Source organism: uncultured Gimesia sp., assembly GCF_963972345.1.
Classification (GTDB): Bacteria; Planctomycetota; Planctomycetia; order Planctomycetales; family Planctomycetaceae; genus Gimesia.
This window is the reverse complement of record NZ_CAXAVM010000180.1, coordinates 1-14486: the sequence shown is the minus strand read 5'-3', so window position 1 is coordinate 14486 and position 14486 is coordinate 1. Positions and strand designations below refer to the sequence as shown.

Genomic DNA, 14486 nt, shown 5'->3' with positions numbered 1-14486 from the left:
CCAGACTTTAAGTCTTTCTACCGCTGTGACCGGATGGTTTTTCTGATTGACCTGCAGACTGATTGCCAGTCCTTCCGGGTTCCAGGCGACTTTAAGTTTTCCCCATTTTTTTGATTTGTCAAATGTCAGATCAGGCAAGAGCGCAGAAGCCGGAAGGTTTAATAATCGCCCCCGCTGTTGGGGAATATTCTGTATCAGTGGCAGAGCGATCGAATGCCGAAACAAGAAGGAACAGGGGATGATTGACATGATAACACGGGCTCTCTGATGGACGTGATCTTTAAAAAATATCCTTACTTTGTAGAATCATAGCATTCTCGTTCCAGAGATTCTATTCCCGCTGAATCTACTTCACTCGTTTTTCAACAGCTGACACATGCTTTCTTCTTAAGGCCCTCCATGCGATATCAGAATGATCAGATGATTCGAATTCGGGGGGCACACTGCCATAATCTGAAAAATATCGACGTGGATCTGCCGCATAACCAGATCTCAATCGTGACGGGCGTCAGTGGAAGCGGGAAAAGCAGCCTGGTATTTGACACCATTCATCAGGAAGGACAACGACGTTTTCTGGAAAACCTGTCGTCTGGAACACGACAGTTATTCAGCCAGACGCAACCAGTTGCCGTCGATCAGATTCTGGGGCTGCCACCCACTATCTGTTTTGATCAAACTCAAAGAGTGCAGTCCCGGCGCAGTACACTGGCCACCCTGACAGAGTTGTATGACTATTTTCGATTACTCTTTGCAAAACTGGGAATTGTTCACTGCGTGAATTGCGGGCAGGCACTCCATCAGCAGACTCCGGAACAAATTGTCGATCTGGTGCTGGCACTCGAAGACCGCAAAAAAGTCATGATTCTGGCTCCCCTCGTTTCCGCCAAAAAAGGAAATCATGCGGCACTTTTAAATCAGATTGTGAAAGAGGGGTTTGTCCGCGCCAGAATTGATGGTGCCGTGATTGATATCACGCAACCTCACGACCTCCCGGAGAATGTTCCACATGATATCGAAATCGTGATCGATCGAATCATCGTAAAAGAGGGGATCCAGTCACGCCTCAAGGAATCGGTTGACCTGGCTTTAAAACAGGGGGGTGGTGCCTGCCTGGTCAGTCAGCAGACTGAGTCTGGCTGGTCGGACCGGTATGTGAGCACCCGACTGGCTTGCGGACAATGTAATCTGAGTTTCCCTGATCCCGAGCCGGTCACCTTCAACTTTAACAGTCCTTACGGTGCCTGCCCAACCTGTGAAGGCCTGGGAGTGATTACGCAGCCCGACGCCGCAGATGAGCAGATCTGCCCGGACTGTCAGGGCGCCCGTATCAGTCCCTATGGACGTTCCATTCTTTTGAATCAGCGTTCCATTGACCAGGTTACCGCGTTAACACCGCCGGAAATCACCAGTTGGCTCGATCAGTGGGAATCAGTCTCCCTTCAAGAAAGAAGTCATCAGTTTCAGGCCATTGCTGATCAGATCATTCCCTCTGTTCGCAGCAGGTTGAACTACCTGACTGAGATCGGACTGGGTTATATTCAACTGTCGCGGCCCTCCCAAACGTTATCGGGCGGTGAATTACAGCGTGCCAGACTTGCTGCCTGCCTGGGAGCCGGTACGACGGGAGCCTGTTACATTCTGGACGAACCTACGGCCGGTTTACACGCGAATGAAACACACAAACTACTCAAAATATTACAGCGTCTAAAGCAGGCAGGGAATACGATGATCGTTGTCGAACATGATCACGATGTCATCAAATCAGGTGATTATATAGTTGATATTGGCCCCCGTGCCGGCACCGAAGGAGGAAACCTGGTGTTCTCCGGTGAATTTGAACAATTCATCCAACATCAGGAATCGATTACCGCACAAGGGTTAACTACAAGCACTCCATCCAGGAGGAAGACTGAGGAGACGGATCCGAGCATTCTGCAATTCCTGCAACTTACCGGGGCTCGAATCAATAACCTCAAAGAGGTCACGCTAAAAGTACCACTGCAGCAACTTGTCTGTGTCACGGGAGTCAGTGGTTCAGGAAAAACGTCTCTGATCATTGACACACTGGTCCCTGCCATCAAGTCAGAGTTGAACCGACGTCCGAATTCCGCATTGCTGTATGACTCTCTGCAGGGGATTGAACATCTGCAGCAGATTAAAATTATTGATCAGACTGCCTTGGGGAAAAACGGACGTTCCAACCCGGCGACTTATTGTGGTATCTGGGACGAAGTGCGAAAACTGTTTTCGAAGACAAAATCGGCACGCCTGCGCGGCTATGCCCCACGACGATTCAGTTTCAATTCAGCGGAAGGCCGCTGTGGGGAATGCCGTGGCACTGGGGTGAAACGAATCGATCTGAAATTTCTGCCTCCCGTATTTCTGCCTTGCGAAAAATGTCACGCGAAACGATTCAACCGGGGAACTTTATCGGTTACCTATCGTGGCAAAACAGTCAGTGATGTTCTGGAAATGCCGATTTCCCAGGCCTGGGAGTTTTTTGAGTCGATTCCCCGAATTCGCAATGTACTGCAGGTGATGCTGGATCTTGGCCTGGGATATCTGGCTCTGGGACAGCCGGCCAATCTGCTTTCGGGGGGAGAAGCACAACGGATCAGGCTGGCTTCAGAACTGGTTTCTCCCTTAAACGGCAGGACGCTCTTTGTACTGGATGAACCGACACGCGGGCTGCATTCGCATGATATCGATTGTTTATTACGCACTTTAAACAAACTGATCGATGCTGGCAATTCGGTGCTGGTCATTGAACATCATCCCCAGGTCATGTGTGCCGCGGACTGGATGATTGATATGGGGCCTGAAGCGGGTGAGGAGGGGGGCTTCCTCATCGATGAGGGTTCCCCGGAGGAGATTGCCGCTAACCGGCAGGGAGCGACTGGTAGAATGCTGTACGATCTGTATTCTGATGTAGCATCCGATTGATATTTTTTCTGAAGTCAATCAAAAGTACCCCCTGCAGAAACGGCTCATTTTAATTATACTGAATTCAGGCCTGTCAACCGCCGCTTCAATCATCGTTTTACATCCTGATTGCCTTAGAGAAAGCTGAACTTCGATCGCTATGAAATTATTTAATGAGTACGGCATTTCGTTTGAATATCCAGATGACTGGGAACTCTCCAAAGAAGTGGACGAGAAGAATGGAGAAATTCAAATTGGAGTCGCTGGTGCTGACTCTTCTTTCTGGATGATTTCGCTGTTTCTGGTTGATATTCCAGCTGAGGATCTATTGAAAAAGTCACTGGAAGTTTTTCAGGAAGAATATGATGAACTGGATGTGTACGATACCAAAGCCAGGCTGGCAGGCAAGGAGTGCCCTGGTTACGACGTCGAGTTTGTCTGCTCTGAATTGATCAACAGTGCTTTTCTGCGGGTCCTGAAAACCAGCCTGTTTACAGTATTTATCCTCTATCAGGGAACCGATCAGGATTTGCAGAATTCCCTGAAAGACCTGGAGGCCATTTCTCTGAGTCTGGATATTTTTGATAATGAATTTGACGGCTATCTGGATATAGTTTAAGTTGATATCCTGCGAATGAACCAAAACTCCGAAATTCAATGATTGCTTACCAAAGTCGACTGGTTTTATAATGATCAGACAAGACCGTTGCAAACGGGCGTTCCAAGGTGTGTAACCGAAGCAGCGTATTGGCAGAGGAAGCCATCACCGTACTGTTACCGAAAACTGCAGGTATAACTCAGGAGCATTTTGATGTCAGCGGAAATAGAATCACATCAGGTTGAGAGCATCGGAGTTGTGGCAGGGGTTGTCTGGCAATATTTAAGTGAACATGAACCGGTGACGCTCAGCAAGCTTTCACGTGAGATCGAGGCGCCCCGTGATCTGGTCATGCAGGCAGTCGGCTGGCTCGGCCGAGAAGGTAAAATTGAATTCCACCAGGGATCACGCAGTAAACTCATCTCTCTGGTAAATGAATGAATTCATACTGCTCGTCTGACTGCAAAATACAGGGCATAATATTACAGCAGACAGTAGCCTCCTTTTCCCTGAAATCTGCCCTGGGGAGTTTACAGAATTGAATGACTCAAAAATCAATGAACTGTTTCAACAGGCGCGGCTTCTCCAGAAATCGCGTGAAATCAAAAAAGCCATAGAGGTTTATCAGCGGATTCTCAGTATCAAACCTGCAGAAAAGAAAGCTCATGTCTCGATTGCAACGGCTTACTTTCAGTTGCAACAGTATCCCGAAGCCATCAAGCACTTTGAGGAAGTGACCCGCCTGGCCCCGGCTGATCCCTCGCCCTATATCAATATGGGAGCGATCTATAACCGCATGGGTGAATACAAACAGGCACTTAATGTGTTAAGAAAAGCTGTTCAGAAAGATAAAAAATCCGCAGATGCATTCTACAACATGGGAATCGCCCACAAGGGTTTGAACCAGTTGAGCATGGCGGTAACAGCCTATAAACAGGCTCTCATATTTGACAATGACATGGTCGATGCCCATTTCAATCTGGGTAACGTTTATCTGGAAATGAAAAATCATACTCAAGCGCATTCGAGCTTCTCACGAGCGCTGGAGATCTCCCCTGGCTTTCAGAAAGCCAGAAATGCTCTGAAAATTCTGGATACAGAATCCGTAAAAGAGAAAGCGAAACGGAGTCCTTTTGGACGTCTGGTTGATGAATCGATGCTCCGCAAAAAAGGCGCCAGCGTTTCTACCTGTGATCTCAGTGCCGAAGAACGCGCGAATGACCGCCGCGAGATTCATAAGTTGTGCGGAGAAATCACGGAAATCACGCATACTATTGTCGAGGACCTGAAGAAAGGTATAACACCGGGCCTGCTCAACCTGAATCGTTGCATTTCTCAGAGTCGAAAGCACTATTCTGAACTGGATGTTATTTACTCGACATTTCAGAAAAAAGTGAAGTCTCTCACTGACATGAGAAAGTTGCTGAAGCATCGCATGCTTGAGTTGAGTTCGCATGAAGAATTAATCAATTCGCGCGGTGCAGATTAAAATCGGCCTGCTGCACCGGTGGTTCCTTCTGGTTATCATCCCTGCGGAAGGGCTTGACTGTTAAATTGCCGGTCTTATCCACCTGACAGACAATTGCTCCGTGCTGACGGGTTGAATAAATCTGTGTATTTTCAGAGAAAGTCTTTTTCAGAACAGGGATTGTCTGTTTCTGACCGCCACTGACAATCACATAGGCAGGCTTCGCCCAGGCATTCAACTCACGGGTATTCGCGGTTCGACTGCCATGGTGGGGGGAGAGAAGCACATCAACCCGGCCGCTCACAGGCAGACTCAACAGTTTGTTGAGTCCCGCCCCTTCCAGGTCCCCTGTCAGTAATATCTGACGCCCGCCATAAGAAATTCGCAACGTCAGACTGGAGGGGTTATCATCCTGATATTGATTACCATATTCGGGATGCAATACCTCGATGCTCGTCGTATCACCCAGTTGAATGCAGTCCCCTTTGCCGATGAGTTTTACAGGAACTTGTTCCTCCAATGCAGCATCACATAATTCGAGAGTTCCCTTCTGAAACCGTGCCAGAAACGATTGGGGAAAGGCAAGCTCACGTACATATCCCTTAGCGATCAGTTCTGCTGCAGAGTTATAATGGTCCCGATCGGCGTGTGAAATCAGCAGTAAATCCACCCGGCGAATCCTCCGTGCCAGCAGGGTCTTCTTGATTTTCAAATAAGTCTGTTCTACAGGTGACAGTGAACCGGCGTCGTAGAGTATGGTTTCTCCACCAGGAGCTTCAATCAGAATAGACACTCCATGATTGACGGCAATAAAGGTACATCGCAGGGCAGGTTGCTGCGGAATTAACAGAGGCACTGACAGTCCCGCGAGGATCCAGACAGGCAACAACGACAACCGTAATTGTTTGAAGGGTATGCGGGTGATCCAGCGCTGTTTCCAGAAACCAGACAGACCGCAAATCAGCAGCAAAACATAATACACCAGAATCCACCAGAGGGCAGGGGACGGTAACTCGAAATGTGATAAAGGTAAATTCGATGACCACTCCACAATCCCGAGCAGAATTTGCAGGCTCTGGTCAAAACAGAATCCTAAGATCCCGGCAGTAAACGGAAGCAGGGAACCGACAAACATCAGAAGGTATCCCAGCAGGAGAATCAGAAACAGAAACGGGAAAATCAGTGTATTCACAATCAGCCCGATTGGAGCCAGCAGGTTAAAGTGATAGAGGACCAGAGGGGCTGTGGCGATCCAGATGAAGAAGGTCACCAGGAATATTGTGTAGAGCATCCGAAAATATTGAAACGCCCACCGCTGTAATGGTGTCTGCAGCAGCGGATCATTTGCTTTCAACCGCCAACTCAGGGGAAGCCAGGTTTGCTGATACAGGTTTTTATAAAAGTCCTGATTGACCGTCCAGAGAATCGTCGCTACTGCCAGAAACGAAAGCTGTGTTCCCACATCAAACAGGTCTGTTGGATTGATCAGCAGAATAATCAGCGCTGACACACATACCAGGTTCAAGGTGGTAATCGTACGCCAGTTGACCAGCCCCAGGGTTACAAGCACACAAAAAGAAGCCGCTCTTAAGATTGGCGGACGGATTTCGATAATCGAAAGGTAAAACAGAATTGCCAGCACCAATAAAGTGACCGTCACTGTTCGCGGCAGATTCAGTATATGACAGATACTCCACACAAAAACGCTGAAAAATCCAATGTGAAGTCCGGAGATCGCTAAAAAATGGATCAGCCCGGACTGACTGAATTCCTGCCTTACTTTCGCACTCAACTGGGTTCGTTCACCCAGCAATAGTGCCAGCGCGACTGGCTGCGTAGACTCTGATGTATGGCTGACGATAAGGGTTTTAAACCAGTTGTGAACTGCTGTGCGTACCCGGCTCCAGGAATAATCATCCGATTTCTTAAGCATGGTTACCGCTTCAGGAATCTTAACCGAGAGGGTAGCGTCGATTTTCTGTTTGCGAAAATAAATAGAAAAATCATAATCTTCAGGGTTGTCTGGTTTCGCACAACGTTTTAACTCGCCACAAATATCAATCAGATCCCCGGCTGCCAGCTGGCTGGCAAGTGCTGACTCCGATGTTGTCCGGTTTTCTGTGATGAATACACGAACTTTCCCCGTGATGGGTACTTCGTCGGAATTTTTCATCAGAAGATTCTGGCAGGCGAGTGTAAACTGAATTCGCCTCTGAGGCTGTTCCGGATTCAGTAACTCGTCTTCACTCAGGTCGCGAATATCTGGTTTGGAGGAAATCTTCCCGGCTAGCCTGACCGTACAACTGGAGTCCTGCTGCTGATCTGTCGGGGGAAGCAGACGCGTGACATGTTCCGGACTGCGACAAAACCAGAATTCGTGATGTCGCAGGGCTCCCAGGCAGACGACTACTGTCAGGAGCATGAAAGTGGCGGTTTGCCCCCAATGCGCCCGAAAAGTCAGTAGCCAGCAGATTAAGGCGGCAACCGCAGACAGGAGCCAGAACGAAATCTCCGGACTCAACCATGCGTCCAGCAGAATCCCCGCAGCAAAACAGATCAATACGGTCAGGGCAGGATACCGCTGAGGTTTCTGCAGAACGTGATCCCCGGGATTTGAGGACTGATCTGTCTTGTCAGGGGACTCGTTCATCAAAACAGGAACCCCGTTGAATTCAGGGGACGACGGGTAGATTTAAATCAACCTGGTTGTGCATCGTATAAAATCGAAATCGGTTTCCATCCGGAATCAACAAGCCACTCGACTGATTGACTTCGGGTCTGGTCAGCGGATTGTTTTTATATTTGACCCAGTCAATCATATTCTTAGATGCAGCAATATTAGTGGTCCATAATGAAGGCTTTTGAGCAGCCGCCGTACCATGAAATATCATGTAGTAGGTTCCCCGGTATTTGATCAGCTGATTCATGGCAATCATTTTTTGATCATAGGATTCTGGTCCCGGCTGCATCACCGGCTGGTCGTTATTAATATTGGTCCAGACTTTCATATCCGGAGAAGTCGCCAGCCAGATCCCGGCGTCCCGCCGTTCATAAAACAGATACCAGGTATCCTTTTCATGCCAGACAACCGGGGTGCCATAGGGACCTGCAGCGATGGGTGTGCCGTCCGACATACGCACATCCAGGGCACCGATGCGTTTCCAGTTCACACCATCGGCTGAAGTCAGGTGCTGGGCGATGTCATTTTTGCCTTCAGCAAACATGTGGTATGTATCTCCCTGTCTGATCACCATCATGTCTTCGACCCAGTGCTGCTGGTAGACCGGATTACAGGGAGAACGCGTCCAGTGGATGCCATCGCAGGACCAGGCATACCCCAGTTTTTTCATGCCTGCGCGGGTTCCATCGTAGCCGGTAAACCACATGTGATAGAAGTCCCCTTCTTTGAGAATCCAGCCACGCTCCCGGATTTTAACGTCCCAGTGACCGGGTCCCTGGGCCTCAAAGATCGGATTGTCCGCATAGGGACGAAATCTGGTTAATTCATCGGGAAAACTGATTTCTTCTGCAACAAGCGACGAATGGATTACGTATAGAAATAGAGTCGTTACGAGCAGGAAAGCGCATTGCAAACGTGTGTAGAAATTCACCGTGGCTCCGTTCATTTGATAACATTCATCAGGTTTCGTATGTTTCCACTGCCATCTTATTGAAGTTTCGTTATTATACGCAAATCACTTTCCGAAATACAAAGTGTCAGAGATGAATTCTGAGAGCACCTGCCCGGCAGGACATTTTGAAATCAGAACCAAAAGGATTTACCATGCCAGAGACAGCAGCTTTACTCGATATCAAGGGATTGAAAACCTACTTCCACACCAGCCGCGGAGTGGTGAAAGCAGTCGAGGATTTAAACGTCTCGATCGAGAAAGGGAAAACCCTGGGTCTGGTAGGCGAATCGGGATCCGGCAAATCCGTAACATCGCTTTCCATTATGAAACTGCTGCCAGACGCCGCGGCAAAAATCGATGCAGGCTCGATCTCATTCCTGGGAAAAGATCTCGTAAAATTGTCCGATCCGGAAATGCGTAACATCCGTGGTCGTGAAATCAGCATGATCTTTCAGGAACCGGGAACGTCACTGAATCCCGTGTTTCGCGTCGGAAAACAGGTGATGGAAGCCATCATGCTGCACCAGAAGGTGACGTCTGAAGAAGCCAGAAAACGAACGATCGACCTGTTTCATGAAGTCGGGATTCTTGATCCGGAAAGACGGTTCTCAAGTTATCCTCATGAGATGTCAGGCGGTCAGAAGCAGCGCGTGATGATCGCGATGGCGTTGAGCTGTAATCCGGAATTACTGATTGCTGACGAACCCACAACAGCACTGGATGTGACGATTCAGGCACAGATTCTGAACCTGATCCGTAAACTGCGTGATGAGCGTGGGATGTCGGTCTTGTTTATTACCCATGATTTAGGTGTGATCGCAGAGATTGCCGACGATGTGGCCGTCATGTTTCGTGGTAAACTGGTCGAATATAAACCGGTTGTTGAAATCTTCGAGAACCCGGAGCACCCTTATACGAAAGGCCTGCTGGCCTGTCGGCCGTCTTTGGATTCCACTTATAAACGTTTACCCACCGTTTCCGATTTTATGGATTTTCAGGAAACCCGTTCCGGTGAATACCTGATTCAGGAAAAAGCGTTTGACGAAAGTAAATTCAAGGAGATCACAGCTCATGGACGCCCCCGAATCCTGCATCCCCGGTCGGAACTGGAGTCTTTAGGTTACCGCTGGGATGATGTTAAAAACCTGCCAGAATCGCGATTTGTCGAAGCAGGGGAGAAACCGATCCTGAGCCTGGATCAACTGCAGGTCTACTACCCGATCAAGAGCGGCATTATCAAACGAACCGTAGATCACGTACGAGCCGTGGATGGCATCTCGATGAATATCTACCGGGGACAGACGATCGGACTGGTAGGCGAGTCCGGGTGCGGCAAAACAACAACCGGCAAGGCAATTGTCGGGCTGGCTCCCGTAACCGGGGGTAAAATTCTGCTCGAAGGAAACGACCTGGCCCACATGACACGCTCCGAAAGAAAACCATTTCGACGGAAAGTGCAGATCATTTTCCAGGATCCCTACAGCTCATTGAATCCGCGCATGATGGTATCGACGATCATCACGGAATCCATGATCGCGCACCGGTTGGGTAAATCGAATTCGGATCGGCGTGATCGTGCCGCTTCTCTGCTTGAAGAAGTTGGTCTGCCTGTTGACTATCTGGATCGCTATCCACATGAGTTTTCCGGCGGACAACGACAACGAATTTCAATTGCCCGTGCCCTGGCTGTGGAACCGGAATTTATTATCTGCGATGAATCGGTTTCTGCACTCGACGTCTCTGTGCAGGCACAGGTCCTGAACTTGCTGAAAGATCTGCAGGAACAACATAACCTGACTTACATTTTTATCAGCCATGATCTGAGTGTGGTGAAATTCATGTCCGATATGATGGCAGTGATGAATGCCGGAAAACTGGTGGAACTTGGCCCGTCCGAAGCCATTTATCAGAACCCGCAACAGGAATATACGCGTAAGTTAATAGCATCAGTGCCTGTTGATGATTTGACACAAATTAAGGCCCGAGTTGCACATAGGGAAGAACAGGCTGACAAGCACAAATAAGAAAAAATATGTGGATTTATCAATATGAGGAGAGCTCTCTCTTTTCTGCATTCCGTACAGTAGACCACAGGAATTACCGGTGCTAACCTTGCCCTGCAGTCTACGGAACCGGCAAAGTTTATGTCGGTGAAATATTTTAACATCCTATGTACGGAAAGATTAGGAAAGTGGTAATGACAATAAAACCATCATGGAAAGTCGTTTTAACAGGTCTGTTTTGTCTGTTGTTGATTCAGCCTGTTTTTTCAGAAGAACCAAAGCAGGAGGGTGAGCACGACTGGTTACTGAAAAATCCTACCATTCAGAAACTGCTGAAACTGCACAATGCAGAGCGCGCACGAAATGGAATGCCAGCGTTGACATTGAATACAAACATGTGCCTGCAGGCGCAGGAACATGCCAAGTGGATGGCTCAAACCGGATACTATCAGCACAGTAATCTGCCCTGGCCCGAAATCATTTTTCAGGGCCCCACTTCAGCCGCTGCTGCTGTCAATGGCTGGATCGCTTCCCCCGCTCATCACTCTATCATGTTGACGGGTACCCAGGCTGGATTCGGCTACATGGTATTAAACGGTAACTATTATTGGGTGGGTGTTTTTAAGTAAGCCTCCCATATGATTCGCTGATTCAAAAGCAGTCAGCACCGATTTAAAAAAACAAGGCTGGTTTTGGTTGACGGTAAGTCTAAATGTAACTTACCTTTAAACCAGAATCAGCCTTGTTCTATTATGATGAGTCTGCCACAATCTAGAGACAGCGTCTCACACTATGGTTCTGGATTGCGTAACCCATATAGACCTCCGGTGATTTTTCCGACTTTTCAATGGAGTAATTGAAGGAATATCCATGTATCAATATCCCCGTTTTAATCTGTTCGTCTTAGCCCTCTTCCTGATGATGACCCTGACTGGCTGCCCTGGTCCAGCAACTGAGGAAACAGGAGAGGAAGCAGATTCAGAAACAAAAGAAGTTCTGCTGGAGCCGTTCGATGCTCCCAAACTCGCTGATTTAGATGCACAGGTCGAATGGGAAGACCAACCCGTGCTGGACAGTCTGGAACTTTTGCGGGAACGACAGAGCCAGGAAAAACCACAGGTCACTGTCGAAGAGGCACTCAAGCTGAAAAACACGGATCAGGAAATGAATGAGAAAATCCTGAGTGCCCTGGGAAGATTACCCGAAAACGACGAGCAAGTAGACTGGGGAGCGACCATCAATCGACACGTGGGTGCCGACCTGAAAAGTACCAATCCGATTATGGGAAGTTCGGCAGTCGAATTTGAGGTTTCTTCTCTCACCGGATTTGGCCTGTTCAGTTTCGACTGGAATTTCAAACCGTTTGCTGTTTCCGATACCGTCGTTTCCTGGCAGTCCAGTAAAGACAAACTCTACGATAAAGTCGTTCTGCGAGATGACCTGACCTGGTCAGACGGAACCCCCATTACCGCCCATGATATCGTCTTTACATTCAAGACCATTATGAACCCTGCAGTACCGGTCCCTGCTGTCCGTTCGGGAACGGACCAGATTCGCTGGATTCAGGCTTATGATGACCAGACGCTGGTATTCTTCCATAAAGAGTCATTACCAACAAACGTCTGGAATCTGAACTTTCCGATTATCCCAAAACATATCTATGAAAAAGAACTTGAGTCCGATCCCACCCTGCAGGACAGCCCTTACCATGTGAAGTTTGAAAACGACCCTGTCACAGGAGGTCCTTACCAATTCGAGAAACGGGAACGTGGACAGGAAATTCTGTTAAAACGCCGCGAGAGCTGGTACATGCAGGACGGGAAACAGGTCCGCACACGTCCGTACTTCGAACGGGTACGACTCCGCATCATTGAAGACCCCAATACTGCTCTGCTCGCTTTGAAAAATGGTAAAATCGACGAGATGGCACTCAACCCCGAGCTATGGAAAACTCAGACCGAAGACGATGATTTCTATAAGATCTGTACCAAGGCAAATGGTCTGGAATGGGTTTACTTCTACTTTGGCTGGAACTGTGAAACACTGTTTTTCCAGGACAAAGAAGTGCGGCAGGCGATGTCGTATGCCTTCAATCACAAAGAGATGCTGGATGAACTCTGTTACGGGCTCTATCAGCCTTGTACCGGCATCTTTCATGAAACAGCCTGGATGTCTCCCGACCCGATGAGCAAGCCCTACCAGCAGAATCTGGCAAAAGCAGAGAAGCTGCTGGATGAAGCCGGCTGGATCGACCACGATGGTGATGGCATCCGTGATAAAGAGTTTGATGGAAAAGTCATTCCGTTCCGCTTCAGTATCATGACTTCCAGCCAGCCTTTGTCACTTTCGATCTGTACGTTACTGAAAGAGAATCTCGCCCAGATCGGAATTATCTGTGAAGTCAAACCAACCGAATTCACTGTCATGCAGGATAAGGCCCGGAACCATCAGTTTCAGGCGATGTTCGGCGGGTGGGGAACGGGAACGGATCCGGACACTTCGATCAATCTCTGGAAGACCGAAGCGGCTCGCAACTATGTGAACTACTCCAACCCGGAAGTCGATAAGCTTTTCGAAGAAGGTCGCCGTGAATTCGACAAAGAAAAAAGAGCCAAAATCTACGGCAAAATCCATGAACTGCTGTATGACGATCAGCCTTATACCTGGCTCTACTTCCGTAATTCCTTCTATGGCTTCAACAAAGATCTGAGAGGCTATGTATTCAGCCCGCGCGGCCCTTATGGGTATGGGCCAGGCTTTTCCAGTCTCTGGAAACCAGTTGAAAACTAATCTGTTACTGGCTTACCAAACTGATCAGCGGGCATTTCTGTACTCGCGCAGAAATGCCTGACAGGTCTCTGAAAATATGCTGTTACTCATTACGGATTGATTGCAAAGCATGTTCAGCTATCTTGTGCGAAGGCTATTCATCGGGTTGATTACCCTGTTGCTGATCACCTTCATTATTTTCGGTCTGATCAGAAATATGCCGGGATCTCCGATCTCCGTTAACATGGCGATGATTGACCCGGGAAAAGAGCTGAACCCTGCTGATATTGAACGAATGAGAAAAGCGTACGGCCTGGATAAGCCCTGGCCTGAAGCGTATGTGCTCTGGGTGAGTAATGTCTGTCGGCTGGACCTGGGCCGTTCCATCTCCCGCAAGCAGCCTGTCACGCGGTTGATTCACGAGCGTATCGGTCCGACGCTGATATTATCAATTACATCCCTGTTTCTGACTTATCTGCTGGCGATTCCGTTCGGCCTGTATTCCTCTGCGCGTCAGGGGAAACTGGATGAGCGCACGCTGGGTACGACCCTGTATATGCTCTATTCGTTTCCCAGTTTTGTCGCCGCGTTATTTCTGCAGATCTATTTTGCCAACAAACTGGGCTGGCTCCCTTTGTATGGTATGAAGAGCGATAACTATTCTTCCATGAGCAGCACTCAGCAGGTCTGGGATATTTTCCAGCATGCCCTGATGCCGGTCATCTGTTACACCTACGGCAGCCTGGCTTACTACAGCCGTTTCATCAGGGCGAACATGCATGAAGTACTGCGTCAGGATTATATCCGCACCGCTCGGGCGAAGGGGCTGGGGCCAATTAATGTGCTGGTAAAGCACGCCTTTCGAAATACATTTATTCCGCTGGTGACATTAATTGGATTGACACTCCCTTCGTTACTGGGCGGTTCCGTGATTATTGAGCGGATTTTCAGCTGGCCTGGAATGGGGCAGTTGTATTTTGAGTCGATTCTGGAACGAGATTATCCCACGATCATGGGATTGACACTGATGTTTTCCATTTTGACTCTGGCGGGTCAGCTGCTGGCTGACATCTTTTATGCGTTAGCTGATCCCC

General features: G+C 48.6%; 11 protein-coding genes. 8 read left to right on the top strand and 3 right to left on the bottom strand.

The genetic code is table 11. The features are described from left to right. Positions 1 to 249: hypothetical protein (locus tag AACZ40_RS22865; protein ID WP_339675980.1), on the bottom strand; the 249-nt coding region annotated here is incomplete at its 3' end. Between the two features lie 171 nt (positions 250 to 420). On the opposite strand from AACZ40_RS22865, the gene AACZ40_RS22860 reads away from it, so the two are divergent. From AACZ40_RS22860 to AACZ40_RS22845, 4 genes are all read left to right on the top strand, one after another. Beyond that, positions 421 to 2943: an ATP-binding cassette domain-containing protein gene (locus tag AACZ40_RS22860; RefSeq protein ID WP_291169369.1), complete on the top strand. Its 2523-nt coding sequence runs from the start codon at positions 421 to 423 to the stop codon at positions 2941 to 2943. 139 nt (positions 2944 to 3082) lie between these two features. Beyond that, the gene (locus AACZ40_RS22855) at positions 3083 to 3541 is read left to right on the top strand and encodes a hypothetical protein (RefSeq protein ID WP_291169372.1); all 459 of its coding nucleotides are present in this window, start codon (positions 3083 to 3085) and stop codon (positions 3539 to 3541) included. Positions 3542 to 3733: 192 nt separating this feature from the next. Further along, entirely contained in the window at positions 3734 to 3961 is a 228-nt protein-coding gene (locus AACZ40_RS22850) for a winged helix-turn-helix domain-containing protein (protein WP_002643778.1), read from the top strand. 97 nt (positions 3962 to 4058) lie between these two features. After that, complete coding sequence (locus AACZ40_RS22845; RefSeq protein ID WP_291169374.1) at positions 4059 to 5009, top strand: tetratricopeptide repeat protein; 951 nt, start codon at positions 4059 to 4061, stop codon at positions 5007 to 5009. On the opposite strand, the gene AACZ40_RS22840 is transcribed toward AACZ40_RS22845, so the two are convergent. Both AACZ40_RS22840 and AACZ40_RS22835 read right to left on the bottom strand, forming a co-directional pair. Beyond that, positions 4987 to 7638 (bottom strand): ComEC/Rec2 family competence protein, encoded by a 2652-nt coding sequence (locus AACZ40_RS22840; protein WP_291169376.1) that lies wholly within the window; start codon positions 7636 to 7638, stop codon positions 4987 to 4989. The genes AACZ40_RS22845 and AACZ40_RS22840 overlap by 23 nt on opposite strands. A 22-nt stretch (positions 7639 to 7660) precedes the next feature. Next, positions 7661 to 8614: a glycosylase gene (locus AACZ40_RS22835; RefSeq protein WP_291169378.1), complete on the bottom strand. Its 954-nt coding sequence runs from the start codon at positions 8612 to 8614 to the stop codon at positions 7661 to 7663. Positions 8615 to 8772: 158 nt separating this feature from the next. Here AACZ40_RS22835 and AACZ40_RS22830 point away from each other — a divergent pair, with 158 nt between their 5' ends. From AACZ40_RS22830 to AACZ40_RS22815, 4 genes are all read left to right on the top strand, one after another. Continuing rightward, positions 8773 to 10644 carry an ABC transporter ATP-binding protein gene (locus AACZ40_RS22830; RefSeq protein ID WP_291169380.1) on the top strand — a complete coding sequence of 624 codons (1872 nt, stop codon included), beginning with the start codon at positions 8773 to 8775 and terminating at the stop codon, positions 10642 to 10644. Positions 10645 to 10817: 173 nt separating this feature from the next. Continuing rightward, positions 10818 to 11252 carry a CAP domain-containing protein gene (locus AACZ40_RS22825; RefSeq protein WP_291169383.1) on the top strand — a complete coding sequence of 145 codons (435 nt, stop codon included), beginning with the start codon at positions 10818 to 10820 and terminating at the stop codon, positions 11250 to 11252. 241 nt (positions 11253 to 11493) lie between these two features. Beyond that, on the top strand, positions 11494 to 13413 hold the full coding sequence (locus AACZ40_RS22820) for a peptide-binding protein (protein WP_291169385.1): 1920 nt from the start codon (positions 11494 to 11496) through the stop codon (positions 13411 to 13413). 109 nt (positions 13414 to 13522) lie between these two features. Further along, positions 13523 to 14486, top strand: a 964-nt coding sequence (locus AACZ40_RS22815; protein ID WP_339675973.1) for an ABC transporter permease, incomplete at its 3' end; no start/stop codon positions are given.